This window comes from Bacillus sp. FJAT-27986 (assembly GCF_001685035.1).
Lineage (GTDB): Bacteria > Bacillota > Bacilli > Bacillales > Pradoshiaceae > Pradoshia.
In genome coordinates, this window is the sequence record NZ_MAYV01000014.1 from 152,286 (window position 1) to 173,387 (window position 21,102).

The 21,102-nt window shown below is 36.6% G+C and carries 21 protein-coding genes and 1 riboswitch; of the genes, 6 read left to right on the forward strand and 15 right to left on the reverse strand.

Going from position 1 to position 21,102, the window contains the following annotated elements:
* Nucleotides 1-6: 6 nt before the first annotated feature.
* The 14 genes from A8L44_RS09425 to A8L44_RS09475 all read right to left on the reverse strand — a co-directional run bounded on the left by A8L44_RS09425 (nucleotide 7) and on the right by A8L44_RS09475 (nucleotide 15,112).
* Nucleotides 7-822 (reverse strand): carbohydrate ABC transporter permease, encoded by an 816-nt coding sequence (locus A8L44_RS09425; protein ID WP_066104755.1) that lies wholly within the window; start codon nucleotides 820-822, stop codon nucleotides 7-9.
* Nucleotides 822-1,682, reverse strand: a complete 861-nt coding sequence (locus A8L44_RS09430; protein WP_066104758.1) for a carbohydrate ABC transporter permease — start codon at nucleotides 1,680-1,682, stop codon at nucleotides 822-824. Before A8L44_RS09430 ends, A8L44_RS09425 begins: the two co-directional genes overlap by 1 nt.
* 116 nt (nucleotides 1,683-1,798) lie before the next feature.
* Nucleotides 1,799-3,088 (reverse strand): ABC transporter substrate-binding protein, encoded by a 1,290-nt coding sequence (locus A8L44_RS09435; RefSeq protein WP_066104760.1) that lies wholly within the window; start codon nucleotides 3,086-3,088, stop codon nucleotides 1,799-1,801.
* Nucleotides 3,089-3,487: 399 nt separating this feature from the next.
* Nucleotides 3,488-3,598, reverse strand: coding sequence for a DUF6440 family protein (locus A8L44_RS19220; RefSeq protein ID WP_254654708.1), 111 nt, complete (start codon nucleotides 3,596-3,598; stop codon nucleotides 3,488-3,490).
* 801 nt (nucleotides 3,599-4,399) lie between these two features.
* Nucleotides 4,400-4,555 (reverse strand): hypothetical protein, encoded by a 156-nt coding sequence (locus A8L44_RS18945; protein ID WP_175354270.1) that lies wholly within the window; start codon nucleotides 4,553-4,555, stop codon nucleotides 4,400-4,402.
* A gap of 8 nt (nucleotides 4,556-4,563) precedes the next feature.
* Complete coding sequence (locus tag A8L44_RS09440; RefSeq protein ID WP_066104763.1) at nucleotides 4,564-5,481, reverse strand: hypothetical protein; 918 nt, start codon at nucleotides 5,479-5,481, stop codon at nucleotides 4,564-4,566.
* A 416-nt stretch (nucleotides 5,482-5,897) separates the two neighbouring features.
* On the reverse strand, nucleotides 5,898-7,151 hold the full coding sequence (locus A8L44_RS09445) for a S8 family peptidase (RefSeq protein ID WP_066104766.1): 1,254 nt from the start codon (nucleotides 7,149-7,151) through the stop codon (nucleotides 5,898-5,900).
* 472 nt (nucleotides 7,152-7,623) lie between these two features.
* Nucleotides 7,624-8,850: a helix-turn-helix domain-containing protein gene (locus A8L44_RS09450; protein WP_066104769.1), complete on the reverse strand. Its 1,227-nt coding sequence runs from the start codon at nucleotides 8,848-8,850 to the stop codon at nucleotides 7,624-7,626.
* Nucleotides 8,851-9,042: 192 nt separating this feature from the next.
* Entirely contained in the window at nucleotides 9,043-9,168 is a 126-nt protein-coding gene (locus A8L44_RS19355) for a hypothetical protein (protein WP_257469149.1), read from the reverse strand.
* Nucleotides 9,169-9,245: 77 nt separating this feature from the next.
* A complete protein-coding gene (locus tag A8L44_RS09455; RefSeq protein ID WP_066104773.1) occupies nucleotides 9,246-10,727 on the reverse strand; it encodes a nicotinate phosphoribosyltransferase in 1,482 nt (493 codons plus the stop codon).
* Nucleotides 10,728-10,744: 17 nt separating this feature from the next.
* Complete coding sequence (locus A8L44_RS09460) at nucleotides 10,745-11,290, reverse strand: cysteine hydrolase family protein (protein WP_066104776.1); 546 nt, start codon at nucleotides 11,288-11,290, stop codon at nucleotides 10,745-10,747.
* 158 nt (nucleotides 11,291-11,448) lie between these two features.
* On the reverse strand, nucleotides 11,449-13,080 hold the full coding sequence (locus tag A8L44_RS09465; protein ID WP_066104778.1) for a hypothetical protein: 1,632 nt from the start codon (nucleotides 13,078-13,080) through the stop codon (nucleotides 11,449-11,451).
* A gap of 3 nt (nucleotides 13,081-13,083) precedes the next feature.
* Nucleotides 13,084-13,869 (reverse strand): ABC transporter ATP-binding protein, encoded by a 786-nt coding sequence (locus A8L44_RS09470; RefSeq protein ID WP_066104780.1) that lies wholly within the window; start codon nucleotides 13,867-13,869, stop codon nucleotides 13,084-13,086.
* A 142-nt stretch (nucleotides 13,870-14,011) separates the two neighbouring features.
* A complete protein-coding gene (locus tag A8L44_RS09475) occupies nucleotides 14,012-15,112 on the reverse strand; it encodes a methionine biosynthesis PLP-dependent protein (RefSeq protein WP_066104782.1) in 1,101 nt (366 codons plus the stop codon).
* A 183-nt stretch (nucleotides 15,113-15,295) separates the two neighbouring features.
* Nucleotides 15,296-15,400, reverse strand: a riboswitch (SAM riboswitch).
* A 133-nt stretch (nucleotides 15,401-15,533) separates the two neighbouring features.
* Here A8L44_RS09475 and A8L44_RS09480 point away from each other — a divergent pair.
* Nucleotides 15,534-16,577, forward strand: a complete 1,044-nt coding sequence (locus A8L44_RS09480; protein WP_066104788.1) for a M42 family metallopeptidase — start codon at nucleotides 15,534-15,536, stop codon at nucleotides 16,575-16,577.
* Nucleotides 16,578-16,624: 47 nt separating this feature from the next.
* Here A8L44_RS09480 and A8L44_RS09485 read toward each other — a convergent pair whose 3' ends face one another.
* Nucleotides 16,625-17,467 carry a patatin-like phospholipase family protein gene (locus A8L44_RS09485; protein WP_066104791.1) on the reverse strand — a complete coding sequence of 281 codons (843 nt, stop codon included), beginning with the start codon at nucleotides 17,465-17,467 and terminating at the stop codon, nucleotides 16,625-16,627.
* Nucleotides 17,468-17,672: 205 nt separating this feature from the next.
* Between A8L44_RS09485 and A8L44_RS09490 the strand changes: the two genes are divergently transcribed.
* From A8L44_RS09490 to A8L44_RS09510, 5 genes are all read left to right on the forward strand, one after another.
* Nucleotides 17,673-18,044: a GntR family transcriptional regulator gene (locus A8L44_RS09490; RefSeq protein WP_066104793.1), complete on the forward strand. Its 372-nt coding sequence runs from the start codon at nucleotides 17,673-17,675 to the stop codon at nucleotides 18,042-18,044.
* 12 nt (nucleotides 18,045-18,056) lie between these two features.
* Nucleotides 18,057-18,746, forward strand: a complete 690-nt coding sequence (locus tag A8L44_RS09495) for an ABC transporter ATP-binding protein (RefSeq protein ID WP_066104796.1) — start codon at nucleotides 18,057-18,059, stop codon at nucleotides 18,744-18,746.
* A complete protein-coding gene (locus A8L44_RS09500; RefSeq protein WP_066104800.1) occupies nucleotides 18,743-19,576 on the forward strand; it encodes a hypothetical protein in 834 nt (277 codons plus the stop codon). Before A8L44_RS09495 ends, A8L44_RS09500 begins: the two co-directional genes overlap by 4 nt.
* 13 nt (nucleotides 19,577-19,589) lie before the next feature.
* Nucleotides 19,590-20,813, forward strand: coding sequence for a hypothetical protein (locus A8L44_RS09505; protein WP_066104803.1), 1,224 nt, complete (start codon nucleotides 19,590-19,592; stop codon nucleotides 20,811-20,813).
* Nucleotides 20,814-20,882: 69 nt separating this feature from the next.
* Entirely contained in the window at nucleotides 20,883-21,086 is a 204-nt protein-coding gene (locus tag A8L44_RS09510; protein WP_066104806.1) for a hypothetical protein, read from the forward strand.
* Nucleotides 21,087-21,102 lie beyond the last annotated feature (16 nt).

Below are 21,102 nucleotides of genomic sequence, written 5' to 3' on the forward strand. Positions count from 1 at the left end.
TAAATCCTATTTCACTGCACCTTCAGCTACCCCTTTAATAATTTGTTTTTGTGCAAAGAAATATCCAATGATGACAGGAATAATGGCTAAAGTTAACCCGGCTAGAGCAAGATGCCATTGTTTTGTATATTCCCCAAAGAAGAAGAACATTTTCAATGGAAGAGTCTGCATTCCTTCCTGGTTGATGACAAGGGACGGCAATAGATAGTCATTCCAAATCCAGATCGTATTTAAAATACCGACTGTAATAGAAATTGGTTTTAGCATTGGGAAGATAATATGCCAGAAGATTTGCCATTTGTTAGCTCCATCTATAGTAGCCGCTTCATCAAGCGATTGGGATATACTTTTTAATGTTCCATGATACAAGAAAATCGACAAGCTGCAACCAAAGCCAATATACATAAAGATTAAGCCAGCACGATTCAGCATTTCAAATTTCCCAAATACCGTAATTAATGGAATCATGACGGATTGGAAAGGAATCAGCATAGCTGCCACGAAAATAAAGAATAAAAACGTACTCATCTTACTTTTATTCCGTGAGAGAGCATATGCAGCCATTGAAGAAAAGATAATAATCAGACCTACACTTACAACTGTAATTAACACGGAATTAAATAGTGTTTTCAAGAAATCCAGTTGTTCGTACGCCTCCACATAGTTGTCAAAATTAAATGCTTCCGGAAGGCTTAAGACATTCGTAAACATTTCTTTTTTTGTTTTAAGCGAATTAACAATCATGATATAGAAAGGGGAGAGCCAAATTAAGGCTAATACAATCCCAGTTATTTCTATGGGCCAGTTATGCTTTCTGCGCATTACAATTCAACCTCCCTTTTCTTGTTGATATATACTTGTGTCAAGCTGATAGATGCGACAATCAAGAAAAAGATAACTGCTTTTGCAGAGGCATAAGCCATATCGCTTTCCTTAAATGCAGTCTGGAATATTTCCATGGCGACCATTTGTGTGGAGTTATAAGGTCCCCCAGCTGTTAAGCTTAAGTTTTGATCATATAATTTAAACGTATTGGACAGCGTCAAGAACATACTAACGGTAAATGCCGGTGCTACGAGCGGGAATATGATTGCGCGTAGTTTTTGGAAATAGCTCGCCCCGTCAATCTCGGCAGCTTCAGTTAATTCTTCTGGAACACCCTCAAGATACGAAATATAGATAATCATGATATAACCGGCCATTTGCCAGCTCATCAGGATGACTAATCCCCAGAATCCAGTATTTGTAGTCGACAACCAGCCTTGTAAACCTTCATAGCCAAGGGCCACACCAACTGCGTTAAATGCTTTCGTGAAAATAAACTGCCAAATGAACCCTAAAATCAGTCCACCAATCAAGTTTGGCATAAAGAAGATTGTACGTAAGATATTATTTGATTTAATTTTTGAGGTTACAATTAAGGCTAAAACTAAACCGATCACATTGATTAAAATAATCGATACGATAGAAAACTTAACTGTGAACCACAAAGCGTCCATGAATTCTTTTTCTTGGAATATACCAATATAGTTTTGAAAACCAACAAAAGCGGTTGTTTGAATTCCATTCCAGTCCGTAAATGAGTAAAATACACCAAGTGCCAGTGGCACGAGTACGACAAGAAATAGCGATACTAGAACCGGTGTAAGGAATAACCAGTAGGAAAAACTGCGAGTACGCATTATTACCCCTCCAAAATTGTGACAAAATTTATGACCTCATCCATTATCTATGTAGCAAAACAAAGTAGCCCAACACTACTTTGTTTTGCAGTTCTATCACATATACGTAAAGGATATTAGCGTGATTCAGACCAAGATTTTTGAGATTCTTTGACTAGCTCATCCCAAGACATTTCATCACTTAAATATTTTTGTATGTTTACACCCAATTTATCTTCGCCCCAACCAGTTGGATAGCCCATAAATACCCATCCAATTGTTTTTCCTTCAGTCGCATAATCATATACTTCTCTAGATATTGGGTCTGCGATTTTACTAGAATCATATCCTTTGTAAGCAGGAATGAAGCTGAAATCTTCAAGAACTGTCTTTTTACCTTCTTCAGATGTATATAACCAATCCAAGAAGTCTTTAGATGCTTCAATAACTTTCTCATCATTGTTGCTGTTTACTCCCCAGTACATTGGAATACCAACTGGTAGAGAATCTTCTTTATAACTTTCTACAGGAATTGGTAGAATACCAACTTTTTCTTGAGCAAATTCTTCATCAATTCCGGCGATGGAACCATATACCCAGTTACCTTGTTGAATCATAGCTACCTTTCCAAGTGAGAAGTTTTCTTCTACTTGCTGTGAGTAATCAAGGCTAACAGTTGGCTGAATAGAATATTTATTGGATAAATCAATGTATGTTTTATATTGATCTCCATATTTAAAATCAACCTTGTCAGATTTGTAAGCATTCATAATATTTTCTTCAAATTCTGGAGAGATAAAGACGTTGGAAGCATGCAACCCGGTAATCCATTTTTCTTTTCCTGGTAAAGCAAATACTGCTTTAATACCAAGATCGTCTTTTTTGGTATCGATTGTTTTAACCGCCTCTTCAAGCGCTTTCATTGTTCTGATTTCTTCTGCTTTAATACCAGCTTTTTCAAAGACTTCTTTGTTATAAAGCAAGCCGTATCCTTCCTGGTTATATGGAAGACCAAGGATTTTATCATCTGTAGTTACACCATCTAGAGTTCCATCTAGTGCTTCTTTGGATGCTTTTGTATCGGATAAATCAGCTAGTTTATCTTTCCAATCTGCAACATCCTGCGGTCCGCCAACATTATAGATAGCAGGTTCCTTGCCTGAAGCAAATTTAGATTTTAAAGAAGCACCATAATCTTCCCCGCCACCAACTGTAGTAATATTAATTTCTACACCTGGATTTTCTTTTTCATATTGTTCGGCTACATCTTCAAATTGATCCTTGAATTCCACTTTAAACTGAAATACATCAATTGTTACCTTATCTTTGCTATCGGAGGAAGAGCTCTCAGATGAGCATCCCGTTAAGACAGCTGCTGCCAATAGTGAAGCTGATAAAGCACCCGCATACCATTTTTTTTGTTTCATTCTTTTACCTCGCTTCTCTCTTTATGTTTGGTTCAAGTAAACGTTTTCTATAAATATGTAAAAGACCAGTGACCTTATTCTTAAAAACTATTAATTTTCCACTTTACGAAAACGTTTGCACAAACCTTTCTTTTCCAATTTAACATATGAATGTAATATCTCAAACCTTTTTTTACTCATTTACCTATTTAATCATATAAATTATCCTGAAAAGTCAAATAATATTCACTTTTTGCGCAAACGATTTCATCTATGACTTGTCAATATTGTGAGACCAAAAAATGATTAAACTCTTTGCAACCAAAGAACGAGTGAATCAAATGGTTTTAAGTACATTTTAGATTAACGGTTAAATATATGTGTAAAAAAAGCCACCTCCATAAGGAAGTGGCCGACGCATTATTCCACTGAAGTACCAGACTCAGGTATAAAATCTTTATTAACTAAAGGTTTTCCATCTTTATCAACCATAACAGTTAATCCAGAAATAAGGCCGTTATAATGAACCATATATAGGACTCCTGTCTCATTATCACGAATTATTTTAGTAACCTCCATTTTCCTTGAGTATAAACATCCTCAAAACGTTTATTTATCACTATAACGCACTCCTTTTTTCGGTTTGTTGAAGCAGCTATCTCTATCTATAACTACTACAAAATGGTAATTAAGTCTTTTGTATTGAGCAACATACGAAAACAGCCATTGAAAAAGAACATCTTTGAAAAGCACGTTCTTTTATTACTATTTATACTAATCTTACAATCGATATGTTAGCCCCTGTCCCCTGTTTCCACAGAGACCGTACCTACTAATTGGAGAGAAATAGTCGAACCTTTCAGTTAAAGGGAGGCTTACCTCATTGGCACGTTGAAAAGATACTACTACTGACAAGGTAGATGGAACCTAGCCCAAAATGATATCTTCCAATTTCAGTTGCAGCATAATTTATGATATTACAGTTGTCCTAAGTGTTTGATTAACGCTATCATCCATCATAATAGAGTCTTCTGAATGTTATGGACAGCTTTTACTACAGTTTCTCTCCCCTTGCATTCAATATATGTGATAAACCCATAACTTCCATCGCTATGGAAGGCAGTAACATTTTAATGGCATCTTCCCGGTCAATTATTATACAAGGGTAATGTTTGGGTTGTTAGGTAAGGACATACTAGTCCCCTCTCTGTTTATAAATAAATTTCCCTTACGTTACTCTCTTTGGGATAAATGTGCAGGTATACGTTAGCCTCTTTTTGGCAAATAAAAAAATAGACCATCCAGTCAATAATAAAGATTGAGCGGAATGGACTACTTTTTAAACACCTTTTTCTCAATTGCATAACCATATTCGGCTCTCGGCTTTATTTCAATAACTTTACACTCTTTAGTGATACTCAACATTTTTGGCGATTGTCTATATTTTTCAGCACGATATTTGGCTTTGTCCATAATATAATCAGTCAATCCAATACTCACCTCTCCATAATTTCACAATCAGTTTCATAAAAATGACCACAGGCTGCTTTTTTTTCAATCCAGATGGCATATTCTATGTTTTCCAGACGATCAGATAAGGCATGATGAAGTATATACATGCATTGCTGGTCAATAGCATCAAACTCATGAGTATAACTCCAAAGAACCGTTACAAGGACGGTGTCAAAATGCTGATACGTATAAATCATGGAGTTTTTTGATGGTCCATATACAGTCGTTTGTTTATTCTTTATACAAGGCTTATCTTTATCTGCTGATATATAAGCCTGGTGTTTCCATTCTTCCGGTAAAGCCTGCCACTCATATACCCCCCAATTGATTCCTATCCTAACCTGCTCCCAGTATTCCTCCGCCATTATTTCCAGATAGAAAGCCAGTGCCTCTTTATAATCTGCCCAACCGGCTTGTTCATTATAGAAACGGTAGAGACTCATTTTATTGTTTTCGGCATAGATATTAGAAATGATTTTTAACCGTGCATATTGAAAAATTTCGACAGGGACTTGTTCCTCCAAAGGATCTTCATCCTCCAGCTCTATCTCAAACTGAAATAATCTGAAGCTCTTTAAACTCCTCGTTGCTAAAGGCACAAATAGAAATAGTAGTATCCAAATAATCAGCAACAACAGCCCTCTTCCAATAATCCGATTTGCATCTGATGTTACTATATTGGTCATCAATGCTACGAACCAACCTTTATCAAGGTTAGACAATTCTGTTACCATGAGCAGTTGTATCGGATTCATCAAGACTTCCTGATATGCCATCACTAAACTTGCCAATGTCCAGCCGGCAATACTAACTAACCCCAATTGATAAAAATAAAGCATTCCTTTCTTGGCTATCGAGCGAAATAACTCTACGCATCCTTTCATTCGAAACCATTTTTTCATTATCATCAATTCCTTTATAAGGATTTTGCTAATGGCAACTACCTAAAGGGGGATAGTAATGAATAATTAAATAGTGTAATTGTTTCGTTGTATCTGATATATCAGTCGGCTTTCAGACTCAGTTGGCTGGATTTCCGTCCAGTTCGGCTGGATTCTGTTCCATTTTGGCTGGATTCTGCTATTTATATACTAGCTTTGGCTAATTTCAGCTCCACGTCAGCAGATTTTCCTCTGCTTAAGATGAATTCCCCACAAGTTTTGTTGTTTTACATCATTTTTTTATACTTTCATCTGGAAACACCTCCTAGTTTTGCAGATTCCATTGAATTCCAGATCAGATTAATCCACTCTCTCATTTAATCCTATTATCAATCAGCCTCCCAAAAATCGGGAGGCTGATTCGTAAGTTTCAATTATTATTGTACTCTTGCAAAACCGAAACCGGATGCGTAATCATCACCTGTAGCGGCTCCATATCCACCTTTAATATCAACTAACTTCGCACGTCTTTGTAATTCCGCGCGTAGCTGTGTATGAGAGTATCCTGTATTGGAAGCCCATATTTTTGCTGCCAATCCGGATACATGCGGTGTTGCCATTGAGGTTCCACTGATTGTATTATATCCACCCGTATGCCAGGTTGATTCAACTGCAGAACCTGGAGCAGAGATTTCAACATCCTTTAAGCCAATTACATAATCACCATCTGTGGATGGGTTACCTCTGGAAGAATAGTTAGCCACACGGTATGTTCCATTTTGCTGAACATTCTCAAGAGCTGCCACAGCCACTACATTCGCCAAAGCACCCGGATATCCGATTGTATTGGCAGAATAGCCGCTATTACCAGCTGCCGCAATAATTAGAACACCTTTTCCATAAGCATATGTTACAGCACTGCTAATGAGAGAGTTATTAGAGCTGGAACCAAGTGACATTGAAATAATTACTTTTGAACCTGTAGAGGATGCTTGGTCTGCCGCATGTCTAATTGCTGCTGCTATATCATCTGAATAACCAGATCCATCGTCACCCAAAACTTTATAGGCCCATACTTTGGATTGAGGGGCAACCCCATATACGCCAGTACCATTGCCAGCCACTGTTCCGGCTACATGGGTACCATGACCATTCCCATCAGCACAGGAGCCATTCACAACCGTGCTGCTTGTTTGAGTGAAATCCTTACATTGTTCAATATTGGATGAAAGACTCGCATGCGTTTTTAACACGCCTGTGTCTAAAACTGCTACTTTAATTCCACTGCCGCCTGATGTAGAAGTAAGAGAGCTATTATTATAGATTGCTTTAATTCCCCATGGCACTCGGGTTGTAGGTGCAGAAGTAGCTTTTTCTATAGCAGTTGCAGCAATTTTAAATTCAGGTACTTTTTCTACTTCGATATTTTTATTTTCCAATAGTTTCTGATATTCTTTTTCAGAAACATCTGTCGTAAATCCTTGGTTGCTGAAGTCTCGGTGTGTCCCCATATTTTTCTTTACTTTTGTTTTTTCTGACTGAGATCCCTGAATCAGAACACGATAGGTTTTCTCTGAGCTGACATCCTTTGCCTTTGCAGTCGACCTCTCCTCAGCATTTGTTCCTGAGCCAAAAGATAAAGCCATTGATACACTTAGGACAACTCCAGCAAATATCTTCCTTTTTTTCATCTTTCAGTCTCCTCTCGTTTTTTGAATTTTCTGTGAACTTTTCTTGTTGTATCGTTATTATAGTGGCTATTTTTTTCTTTGAACACGGAACAAATTAACTATTAATTCAGAATTATTATTTTCTATTTTGTCAAATAAAAAAACTTTCCCAAGTTATCAGATTAGTTTTTGTGACAAATTACTATATTTTTTGCGCTTTTTCTTACCTATCGACATTTTTCTATCCTATTTGCGACCTATTTGGCGATTAATACAAACGGGTGTTTGTACCTAGTAGAATTATATTTTCCCAATAAAATTTATGTAAATTTTCAGATAATTTAATAATCCACTAAATTAATTATGCAAAAATGAAAACAAAAAAGAACTGATTGATTGGACAATCAGTCCTTTTGACCCTCTCTAAAATGACACCATTTATACGATTGGCGGCAAAATGGGAGCTTTTCTTTTCATCTATTCTCCTCCTTAACTAGTAGTCTGTATAAATATATTGCAAGGCTTTCTGAAACTTTCCTGATTTCTTATAATAATCTGCCAAAATTTTACTAACACTGCGAATATCATTATAATGAGATTCCCCATTATATAGATAAGGAAGGGTATACTCTTCTAAATAGCTAATCGCTCTTTCTTCTTCCCCCTGAATCATATATAAATAATAATTGGGCAGCATTTGATATATTTTAGACCCGGTTTCTTGAGCTTTCTTCTTTAAGTGATGTAAATACTCTTTCGCCTGTTCCCATTCTCCCAAATAATAAGAGGTTTCTGCCAAAGCATAAAGGCTCACCATAGAAGATTGGGCATTCTCCGCTTCACAATTTACAGCTTTATAATAATAGTCTCTTGCTTCACTCAGCTCTCCTTTTTTCTGCTTTAAATAGCCAATATTATGATAGGCAATCGATAAAGTTGCCGATTCATTTAGGATCTCAGCATTTCTTTTCAAATGTTTATAGCACTCTGCTGCCACCTCATAAATGCCTGTATCGGTATAACTAATGCCGAGAATCACAAGCGTGTGCATAATTCGCTTTATATTATATTGGGCAGTAAAGGCATTTAGTGCCTCGTTAGCATAGAAGATAGCATGCCCATGCTGTTCCATATGACATTTAGCAAGTGCCAAATGATAATAAACATCCGCAGAAACACTCATCCCATCCCTGCTTGCAGAAACTAATTCCTCTAAAACTTCATTGGCCTGTCTGTACTTATTTTGGATGAGCAGACAAATAGCATGATAATAATGAAGCAAATATAGCTCCTGATAATTTAAATTCTTCTTATGTTTATCAAGCCATTTATAGTGTTGAATGGCTTTTTTAGTATCCTTAATAAATAATAAATATCTCATTTTATACAATTCATATAAAAATAAATGTGGTGTATAGGCAATGAAATCTACCAAACTATCTAACTTCCGATCAATCTCTTTTGCCTCTTCAATCTGAAAATAATTGATGCATTCAATCCATTCATCCAGCAATCTTTTCACCGTATTATTTTGTTCATAAACATTCGTTAAGTCTGCTCCTAAACGTTGTAATAATAAATGGATAGTTTGGTCATTTGCTTCCTTCTCGTTATGTTCAATCTTACTTAGATGAGGTACAGAACATATGCCTTCGACCAGCTCACTTTGAGTTAATCCCTGCTTAGTCCGATAATATTTAATCAACGAACCTACTTTCATGCACCCACCCTCTTCCATTTGTTTCCAATATTATATATTTAAAAGTCAAGTTCTAACATACATCCTGAAACCTATTTTTATAATTTTCGTTCCCCTCATTTCATCATTTACCGACATTCAGTCTGATATTATAGCGGATTTTAGTCAGTAAAAATAAAAACCTGGCTATATGCCAGGTTCATTAAATATTTCTTAGCCACATTCATTCTTTTTCAGCATGGTTCGCCGTTTGCGTAATCTTATCCCTTTAATTCTAACTTGTTCTAAATCATTCGGAAGGATATTACGATACTCACGAAATAATTGTCTCCATTTCAAGGTATAAGCACTCCCTTCCTAAAATTTATTTTGAAAGCAAAAAATCCACCTTGTCTATTGGCAAGGTGGATTGCTGATTATCTCCAGTTTTTCACTTCAGCTTCTGTTTTTCTCACGTGTTCCATTATTTCCTGAATACGAACCCGTTTATTTTCCCAGCATTTTGGACTTAGATCAACCGGATATTTTTCCGGATTAAGGAACCGTTTATATTCATCCCAAAGCAAGTCCAGGTTATCCTTTGCAAATTGTTGAATAACCGTCAAGTCTGGTGTTTTATACACTAATTGCCCATCCACAAAGATGTTTTCATGCAGTGGTACTGCATCAAAATTTGTTACTTCCTTGCTAATGAAGGTATGTACAGGATGGAACATAGTCAATATTTTCTCAGAAGCAGGATTTTCATATTCGAGTGTAATATAATCCCCTTCCGATTTATTTGTTTCCTTATTAATAATCCGATACACATTCTTCATGCCAGGAGTAGTCACTTTTTCAGGATTTGCACTGATTTTGATTGTATCAACCATATCGCCGTTTTCATCTTCAATGCTGACCATTTTATATACAGCTCCTAAAGCTGGCTGGTCATAGGCCGTGATCAGTTTGGTTCCGACACCCCACATATCAATTTTGGCGCCCTGTGCTTTCAGGTTCAGGATTGTTGCTTCATCTAAATCATTGGAAGCCGTAATTAATGTATCTGTGAAGCCTGCTTCATCAAGCATTTTGCGTGCTTTCTTAGACAAGTAAGCTAAATCCCCACTATCCAAACGAATGGCTTTAAAATTAATTTTATCGCCCATTTCCTTCGCTACTCGTATGGCAGTTGGCACACCTGATTTTAATGTATCAAAGGTGTCAACAAGGAAGGTGCAATCATAATGTGATTCTGCATATTTTCGGAAGGCTGTATATTCATCCCGATAAGCCTGAACAAGCGCGTGCGCATGAGTTCCTACTACCGGAATGCCGAATTTCTTGCCAGCTCTGACATTACTGCTTGCCTGAAAACCGCCGATATAAGCGGCTCTTGTTCCCCAAATTGCCGCTTCCGTTTCCTGTGCTCTCCTTGTACCGAATTCAAACAGGGATTCACCACCAGTTACTACACTCAGACGTGATGCTTTTGTTGCAATAAGAGTTTGGTAATTAATAATATTCAATATTGCTGTTTCAACCAGCTGAGCTTCTGCAAGCGGAGCCTCAATTCGCATTAAAGGCTCATTTTCGAAAACGAGCTCGCCTTCTTTCATGCTTCTGATGGTGCCTGTAAAACGCAGTTCTTTTAAATATTCAAGGAATACTTCGTCATACTTAAGCTCTTCCCTTAAATATTGAATATCACTCTCTGTAAATTTTAAGTCTTTAATATATGTAATCACCCGTTCAAGTCCGGCAAATATGGCATAACCGTTCTTAAATGGGTTGCGCCTGAAATACACATCAAATACCGCTTTTTTATTATGAATCCCATCTTTAAAATAGGTTTCCATCATATTAATTTGGTATAGGTCTGTATGCAAAGCAAAGCTGTCGTCCGGATAATGTGTCATCAAACTTCCTCCTTCAATTACAAAACACTGGCTCCCAGCGTATTTTCAAAATGGGATAAGGCCCACTCATGACCTGCTTCATTAAAGCTCGCCACTCCATTTTTATGTATTACTATTTTAAACCCTTTATTATAGGCATCCACTGCTGTATGCAAAATACAGATATCTGTACAAACTCCTACTAAATGTAATTCCGTGATTCCGCGTTCACGCAATTTAATTTCCAAATCAGTACCAGCAAAGGCAGAGTATCGTGTTTTATCAATCCATAGCAGGTTCTCTTGTCCAATATTAGTATTATACACATTTTGAAGATTTCCAAATAATAAACGACCTTCGGTACCACGTATATTATGCGGTGGGAATAATTTACTTTCAGGGTGAAATGGATCATTCTCATCGTGTACATCAATAGCAAATACAACAAAATCTTTGTCCTCAATGAATCTTTTTGTTAAAGTAACAATGTACTCTTCAATTTCCTTTCCAGGTTTACCGCATGTTAATTTGCCAGCATCTGCTATAAAGTCATTTGTATAATCTATATTGATTAAAGCTTTCATCTCTCCACTCCCCTATCCATTTTCCATCAAATCCGCTTATCGTACGTATAGAATATCAAATTGTATTACAAAATGCCTACTTTGATTTTAAAGAAAGTCAACCACCAATAAAATAAACAGCGCTTTTTGATACGAACACAGTGGTTATTAAAATCGTATCAATCCTTTAAATCTTTAAAGTCGATCCTAAATCCATATCGCCATACAAGAATAGCTGTGATCAGCAAGACTCCCCCATATCCATATAAACCATACTCAACCTTGCTTATAAGAAAGTGAAAACCTGCAAATACGCCAAGAATGAAAAGCAGGAAAACGGTCTTAATCCCCTCATTCTCCTGTGTTGCAGAAGTTGGTTTAGAAAATGGCAATATAATTGTATATGTCCTGAACGACAGGACTGCCATTATAAATAACGTAAAGAGACCAATCAATAGATCCCAAAAGATAGCACTTCCATATATAAGAATAAATAGAAAGCTATATGCCAAATAGATGGGAAGAACATACTTGGCCATAACCGCATTCCATGTACCTATAAAGATAGACTTAGCACTCTGTAATGGAGAGGCCCTGTATATCCATGCTCCTTTATATGAATCGGTATATCGGAGTGCAATAGCAATAGTTGGAATCATAAGCGCACTGAAATAAATTGTATAATAACCGCTGCCATTTTGAATACCTTTCCATCCATTTTCCCCGAATTGATTGAGTAGTGTAATAAACGGAAAAATAATAACCATTCCAATAGATGGATATACCTTCAGTTTAAACGCCTGTTCGTTTTTCATGAGGTTTTTTGCGAAATGATAAAAGACTCGTTCTTCTTTATTTCGTAATAGGAACATTGAAAAATGACTGCGTTTCTTTTTCGATAAGGCTCCTGTATGATTAGTTAACTTTTGTAAATACTGCTCAAAGTTTTGAACATTTTTAATATAAATAATGACAGAAACAAGCGGTACAATTACAGCCAAGCTGATTAAGAGAATATATTGCCATGCAAAATTCCCATTTAGTATTACCTCAAAGGGAGCGGCATACCAAATAGGCGCAAGAATATAGCTCCACCAAGTTGGTGTAAATTCTACTTGCCTATCTACAAGGTCAAATATCCTTACCGTTAGTTGATAGCCAACAATCATTAAAATAGACAAGGAGATTTGTACATAACTGATAAAATCCTTTAATTTCTCTCCATCAAAATACTTTAAAATAACCAAGTAGATTAAAGCAGTAAGCAAGACTATCCATATATCAATCAATATAATGACCAGCAAAAATAACAGACTAAAGCCAATTCCTTGAGTAACAATAGCAGCAATGAACGCAGGCGCAATAAAAATAAGGGTTATTGTGCCAAGGTAAATAATAATATGTATCAGCTTTGCCACCGAGACCGTTCTCCCATCAACCGGTCTAGACAATAAAATAGACTGATCCCGTATATCAAGCATCACATGGGAAAAATCAGATATTAAAGATGTAATGATAAAAAACATAAATACCGCAAACAACATACTCATTTGGAAAAAATAATTTTCACCCATAATAATAAAAGGAATCAGTATTAGACCCATAAGCGCATAAACCCATAAGGATTTTAAAAATTGATTTGAATCCTTACCTGTATTTCCAGACCCATCATTCATCAAAGTTGGAACTCTTCTGGCATCCATTGTAAGCTTAACCTGAAGAATTCTTCTCATAACCGGATAATCAATTCCCATCCACTGAAAGAGCTTTTGTCCTCTATCCAACACACGCAAACTCATAAATTTTTTCATCTATTAATCCTCTTTAACAACAGATACAATATCTTCGGCAATTGAACGATGCTGTGTAAAACCAGTTAATTGGTTAAAAATTTCTTCAAGAGTTCCTTCCTTGCCAACATCCTGTAATTCTGCAAAGCTTCCATCTGCAACAATCCTGCCTTCATGCAGTAAAATAATTCGATTGCTAATTTTCTCGACGACATCCATGATATGTGAGGAATAAAAAATAGTTTTTCCCTCGCTTGCCAGCAGTCCAAGCAATTCTTTAATGACCATAACGCTATTCGCGTCGAGACCGCTTAAAGGTTCATCTAAAAATAAAATATCCGGATTATGAAGAAGGCTTGAAATTAATAGAACCTTTTGCTTCATCCCTTTTGAATAACTATTTATTCGTGAATCATACATTTCTTCAATATTTAATAGCCTCATTAGTTTAAAAGCCTTTTGGTCAGCCTGCTCATAAGATAAGCCATAAAGCTCACCTATAAAAGTCAAATATTCACGTGCAGTCAATACATCATATAAATCTGCCAATTCAGGCACATAGCCAATTCTATTTTTATAGGTAATCCTATCCTCAGAAAGCTCTTTATCAAAGACCTTCACTGAGCCTGTATAGTCTGTAAGGAGTCCGAGCAATATTTTAACTGTGGTAGTTTTCCCCGCCCCATTGGGACCTATATAGCCAATAATTTGTCCCTTGTTTACATCAAGATTAATTCCTCGAAGTACTTCTTTCGATCCATAATGCATTTGAAGATTGCTAATAGAAATCACCAGTTCAGCCATTTTCATTCTCCCCAAAGACCCATTTTGGTATAGTATATCAAAACGGGTCGTTAATTTGCATAATTTTCTAATTTATCCTTTTTAGGTATTACTTCTGGAATCCTTCATGATGCACCTAAATGCCTGTAAAGTTCAAATTTCTAATAACCTAAACCGATAATGATTCAAAAGCTTGAATAAGATCATCAATCAAATCATTCGCATGCTCTATCCCAACAGAATAGCGCAGCAAACAATTACAGACTCCATTTTGTGTACGCACTTCCTCAGGGATATCCGCATGTGTTTGTGTAGCAGGGTACGTCATTAAACTTTCTACTCCACCCAGACTTTCAGCAAAAGATATGATGCGAAGGCTTTTTAAAAATGGATTGATCCATTCCTCTGATTTCAGCCGGAACGATATCATCCCCCCTTTACCAGGATAAAGGACATCTGTCACTTCTTCTCTTTCTCTTAAAAATCGGCTGATTATCTTAGCATTTTCCTCATGCTGCCTCATCCTTAGGCTCAATGTTTTCATTCCCCTCATCACAAGCCAGGAGTCAAATGGCGGCAGTACAGCGCCTGTTGCATTTTGATATTCTTCTAGGCGCGCACCAACCTCTTTACTCTTTGAGACAATTAATCCAGCCAATACATCATTATGTCCTGCTAAATATTTGGTGGCACTGTGGACAACGATATCTGCTCCCTGCTCAATCGGTCTTTGCAAAATGGGTGTATAAAACGTATTATCCACAAGGAGCAGTAGATTGTTAGATTGGGTCAGTTGAGCAATTTCTTTAATATCCATTTCCTGCATAAGCGGATTTGTCGGTGTTTCTATAAAGAAGGCCTTCGTATTTTCCGTAATGGATTCAGCGAAATCTTCATATGTATGGCAATAGTTAAACTTGATGCCATACGTCTTCCATATTTGCTCAAATAACCGATATGTCCCTCCATACAGATCGGCAGAGACGGCTATTTCATCACCTGGAGAAAATAAACATAGCAATGAGTGAATGGCAGCCATACCTGAACTAAAGGCAAATCCCTGTTTACCACCCTCTAGCTCGGCAATTGCTTCCTCTAATAATTTTCTGGTTGGGTTTCCTGTTCTTATGTAATCAAACCCTGTTGATTCCCCTATTCCGTTATGGCGATAGGCTGTGGAAAAATAAACTGGCGGATTAACAGTACCTGTTTGTGTTTCACTTCGATTGCCTATTTGAGCTAAGAGTGTTTCGATTTTAACTGTTGTCATATGTATGACCCCTCTCTCTTTATTAATCCCCGAAATACAGTTACTCTGATTTACCTTCATCCGGCTCTAATTTGCCATCAAAGTTACGAATTACTTACATCCACTCATTTTCCCAGTGAATAAAAATATGCTTAAAAACGAAAAAAGTCTTCAAGAAGAAGACTTTTCATTAGAGTGAGTCCCTTCTTATCGGCCAGGAATGATTGTTCCTGCAGGAATTAGCACCTTTCCATATTGGCGGTTGCTGAGACTTCACAGGGCCTGTCCCTCCATCTCTCTTGATAAGATTTTTCAGAATATTTATTTAACTATAAATTTACAGTCCTACTGCTAAAAAAGCAAGTTATTTCTGCCTTTATTGTCCAACTTTTTAACAAAGGTATATAATAAATCTATACATAAAAAGGAGTGATTCGGAACCATGAAAGCCAATGGCCAGGAAATTTTCCAGTACATAAAAGACCTTGTATCCATTCCAAGTCCGAGCGGCTATACAACGGAAGTAATTGATCATGTAGCACAGTTTTTACAATCTCAAGGAATACCTGCAGTAAAAACAAATAAAGGTGCCCTATTGGCAACAATCAAGGGACAGGATGATTCAAAGCACCGTTTTCTAACAGCCCATGTAGATACATTAGGTGCTATGGTGAAAGAAATCAAACCAAGCGGGCGTTTAAAATTATCGATGATCGGCGGATTTCGTTGGAATTCTGTTGAAGGCGAATATTGTAAAATCCATACAGCTGAAGGTAAAACGTTTACAGGGACGATTCTTTTAAATCAAACTTCTGTCCATGTTTATCAGAAAATGGGAGATATTAAACGCGAGGATGCAACGATTGAAGTTCGAATTGATGCTGTGACAAAAAGCAAGACGGATACAGAAGGTCTAGGTATTTCTGTAGGTGATTTTGTTTCCTTCGAGCCCCGTGTTGAACTGACAGACAATGGATTTATTAAATCCCGTCATTTAGATGATAAAGCGAGTGTCGGCATACTGATGTATATCATTAAACAGTTAAAAGAAGAAGGCATCACTCTCCCCTATACGACCCACTTCTTAATTTCAAATAATGAAGAAATAGGCTATGGCGGAAACTCCAACATTCCTGCTGAAACTGTTGAATACCTGGCTGTAGATATGGGAGCAATTGGAGAAGGACAATCTACGGATGAATACAGTGTTTCCATTTGTGCAAAAGATTCTAGCGGACCCTATCATTATGGCCTGCGTCAGCATTTAGTCGAATTGGCAAAGCAACACAAGATTGATTACCGTGTAGATATATATCCTTTTTACGGATCTGATGCTTCTGCTGCCATCCGTGCCGGCTATGATATCATACACGGATTAATTGGACCCGGCATTGATGCTTCACATGCTTTTGAAAGAACCCATATCAGCTCTATTGAACATACTGCCCAGTTAATCTGGAATTACTTACAATCAGAATTAGCCTAATTTCATACTAAACGTTAACCCATCACTATTTAAGTGATGGGTTTTTATTATAATAACCGTTTGATTTTTCCATAAGCAGCCTTGGCTTCAGCATATCCTTGATTGTACAGCTTTTTCAGCTTTTTAGGGTTACGCTCAACACGGCTGACATCTGATTTCACTAATGGACGAATAATGACGACAAGTCCCTTTTCTTCTTGTTCCTCCAAATAGCGGATCGTGTCATTGTAAACGATATGCCGTTTGCGAAGAGCCTTTAGCAGCCCTTGATAGTTCTTATATTTTCTTTTTCCAAGCCAATCAAGCGACGATGCTTTCATATAGCCTTTATTCCCAGTAAGCACAACGATATTTTTCGTATTCCCGTCTGCTTGAGATTTTTGTATCGGTATTGGATCGGCAACACCGCCATCCAGCAGCATTCTTCCATCATAAGAGATTTCCGGAGCAAAAAAAGGAATCGAACTGGATGCGCGCAGAATCGTTGTAATATCTTTTATTAGGTGCTCTTTTCTATAGTATACAGGTTCGCCTGTTACGCAATCTGTAACACCCACGACAAACTGTTCCTTTGCTTCACAAAAAGCCTTTATATCAAATGGGACCAGTTCATTTGGAATTTTATCAAAAATAAAGTCCATTCCAAATAATTCACGTTTCTTCAGAAAACGTTTATAGGATAGGTATTCCGGGTGTGAGACATAATCGATATTCGCCGCATAATTACGGTCTATTTGCCGTGCAATATAAGAAGAGCCATTACATGCACCAGCTGAAACACCAATTGTATATGGCACATATATATCCTGTTCCATCAAATACCTCAGAACTCCAGCTGTATATAGCCCTCTCATTCCGCCACCCTCTAGAACCAGGCCTGTATTATGCATAACAAGTAAACTCCTTCCCCAGAGAATCCTTATTATTTTGCCATGACCCTTCTTAAATAATTACACGTTTTAAAACTATTTCAGGGAATTTTTTACTATCCTATTGACAGTTTTAGTGTATTAACTGTATAGTACACATATCAAGTGTATGAACTACATAGTACACACACTAATAATTGGTTAAAAAGCCATAGGAGATGAATTAATGAACATCATCTTTAATAACCGGGATCCTGTATATTTACAAGTTGTCCGTTACTTCAAAGAACAAATAGCGACCGGTCGGCTTGCAAGCGGAGAGGAGATTCCTTCTCGACGTGAGCTGGCCAATCTTCTAAAAATAAACCCCAATACTGCTCAAAAAGCGTATAAGGAAATGGAGGAACAGGGATTGATTCACACAGAAAGAAATTTCCCAAGCCGGGTCACAACCGACAAGGTCATATTGTCAAGCGTTCGTCAGGAACTCATTGTTGAAGCCGTTGATACCTTTGTTCAGGCAATTAAACCGATTCAATTACCAGTAGATGAACTGTTGAGTATTGTCAAAGAAAAATATAATGCGGAACAAGAGTAAGGAGGGGATTTCATGTTAGAAGTAAAAAATGTAACGAAAAAATTTGGAAGAAAAAACGTATTGGATGATGTATCATTCACAGCCAACAAAGGGGAAATCACGTGTTTAATCGGTATAAACGGTGTAGGTAAAACAACGATTATGAAATCCATCATGGGCCTTACTCCTATTGATGGTGGAGAAATTCTTATAAACGGAACTAAAAGAACGAAGGATACGTATGAGAAAATCACATTTATTCCAGATACGTTCACGATGCTTTCGAACTTCACCATTATGCAGGCAATGGATTTTATGAATGATTTTTATGAGAGTTGGAACCAAGATCGCGCCGATGAATTATTGAGCTTTTTCAAATTGGATGAAAACATACGGATTTCAACATTATCTAAAGGAAATACCGCGAAAGTGAATTTGTTATTGGGATTGGCTCTGGATGTTGATTATGTTCTTATGGATGAACCATTCTCCGGTATCGATATTTTCAGCCGTGAACAAATAGCAGATGTCTTTACAAGCCACCTGATTGAAGACCGCGGTGTTATCATCACAACCCATGAAATCAACGATATTGAGCACCTCATTGATAAAGTTGTTTTGTTAAATGACGGAGTCGTTTATAAAGAATTTAATGCAGAAGAAGTTCGAAATAACGAAGGTAAGTCTGTCGTAGATGTAATGAGAGAGGTGTATAGAGGATGAATCGCTTTTTTAAGCTTGTGAATATGGAGTTAAATCGATTTACAAAAATTTTATTTGGATTGATTATTGCTGTTTTTATTATACAAGTTGCCGGGTTAATCATTGAAGCTAACATCTACATGAGTGACGCTAATAAATCATTAACGAATGGTGTCCCTATAGAAGTCTTTATTGAAGAATTTGGTTATTATGGCATGGACAATTATGTGAATTCTATTTGGTTTAATGGTCCGATTGCCTTATGTGCAGGTGCCATCTTCTTATATATCTTTCTAATTTGGTACCGTGACTGGTCAGGTAAAGGATCCTTTATCTATCGTTTATTAATGATTCCTACATCAAGAATGAATATTTATTTTTCGAAATTAACAGCTATAATGCTACTTGTACTCTCACTAGTATCTATCCAATTGATACTCCTTCTAATTGAATCAAAAATTTTGAAATGGTTTATATCAGCGGATTATTTACATGAGGTATCGATTGGCAGCTTAATCAAGGGATCTCAATTTATTACGGTTATTCTCCCATCTACCTTCACAGAATTCGTTTTATATTATGGTGCAGGATTTATTGCTTTGAGCATCCTATTCACGGCCATATTGCTTGAGCGCAGCTTTAAATGGAAAGGAATCATTCTTGCCATCCTATACTGTGTAGGTGTTATAGCTGTATTATCAGCACCTATTATATTAATCGAATTATTAGAAATAGGTAATTACATTTATACATCTGAGCAAATCATCATTGTAAGCGTTACAGCCAGTATTTTAGGCATTATCTCCATTTTATTAAGCCGCTATTTATTAAATAAGAAAATAACTGTGTAAGGAGAGGAAACATATGAAAAAATATCGAAATTCTATTCTGATCCTGCTTGTTGCTGTGCTATCCATATCAGTATTTTATATAAATCAGGCCTTTTCTTCCTCCACCCTCCCTGATTTTTACGTCAAACAAATAAATGGAGATGCTAAAATCTTAGACACCTTATCATTGGAAGCAGATTATCAAGTAGGTGGATTCACAGAAACGTTTAATGTAACGAAAGAGGGGGCCACTTATCGATCTGAATTACCTTTTTTTGAGCAGGTGGACTACGGGGAAAAATATTTAGAAACAGCGGAATTGAAAGATTTAGCAAATCAGTATTCTTCCTTTATGAGAGGAAAAATTTATAGTAACCAGTTGTACAATGACACAAATCAAGTCATTTTTGTCGACTCCAAGTATGATTTTTCTACCAGACATGGAATGCATAATTTCAGTTTAAAAATTGATCAGCTCAATAAGAAAACAGAGGATACAACCTCTTTTGAAGTAAACCTGCCCAATCAGGAATATTCATCTTTTATTGAAATCCTTGATGTCCAAATCTCCACGAATGAATTATTTGTCATGACACGCAGTAATTCGAAAGATGGGACAGAAATACTTCAGGAATATACGATTAACCTTAAAAAGGAAAAACTAATTGACGATAATTCGATTTTGACAACTGAACAATCAACGGATCAGCAAGATATTTATATAACCAGTTTAACAGATACTAACCCGACGCAAGCTCGTACTCATTTTACATTTCAGATAGATAAGACTATCCATACAGATGAAAACAGTCAAACTGTTAGCCGTGACTTATATGTGTACAACTATAAAACAAAGAAATTAGATAGGTTGACCCTTCCGAGTGATTTAACGAAACAGCTATTACAAGAAGATGGTTCTAGTTTTAATATAGCTTATGATCAAACTTCATTATATGTTTCCGCTATTAAAGATGAGAACGGAAAGAAAATAGTCGCTATGGTTACGTATGATTTTGAGAAACAAAAAATCACAAAGGATCATAAAATCCAAGTGAACTCAGAAATGTTTGATTACAATATAAATGTATATCACAACAAAATGATTCTCACTTATAGAGGAGAAAAAAACAAACCTTATATAAGCATCTTTAATTTCGAAGACGGAAAATCCATTTTCGAAGGAACGATTGAGACAAAAAGCAACGATCAAAAGATAGACTATATGGATCTATATTTATATCAGATTATTGGTCTATAATGTAAAAATTGTTTTGTTAACTTCAAAAAGGGAATACAATAACCAAATGATGATTTGGAGGAATTCCCCATGTACTATGTTTATTTTGAAACGGAGCCAAGGCTTTTGCATGAAGGTACTAAATACAACGTGGAGGTTCCGACCAGAGAGTTGCAGGATCAAATAGCCAATGAACTTGAGAAATATGGAGAGGTTTTCAATATACAAAAACTCGATGCTCCTGTGGATCAATTCCCGGTGCTGACAAAAGAAACCTATAAACGCAATATTTAAAAACGGAAAGGTGAAT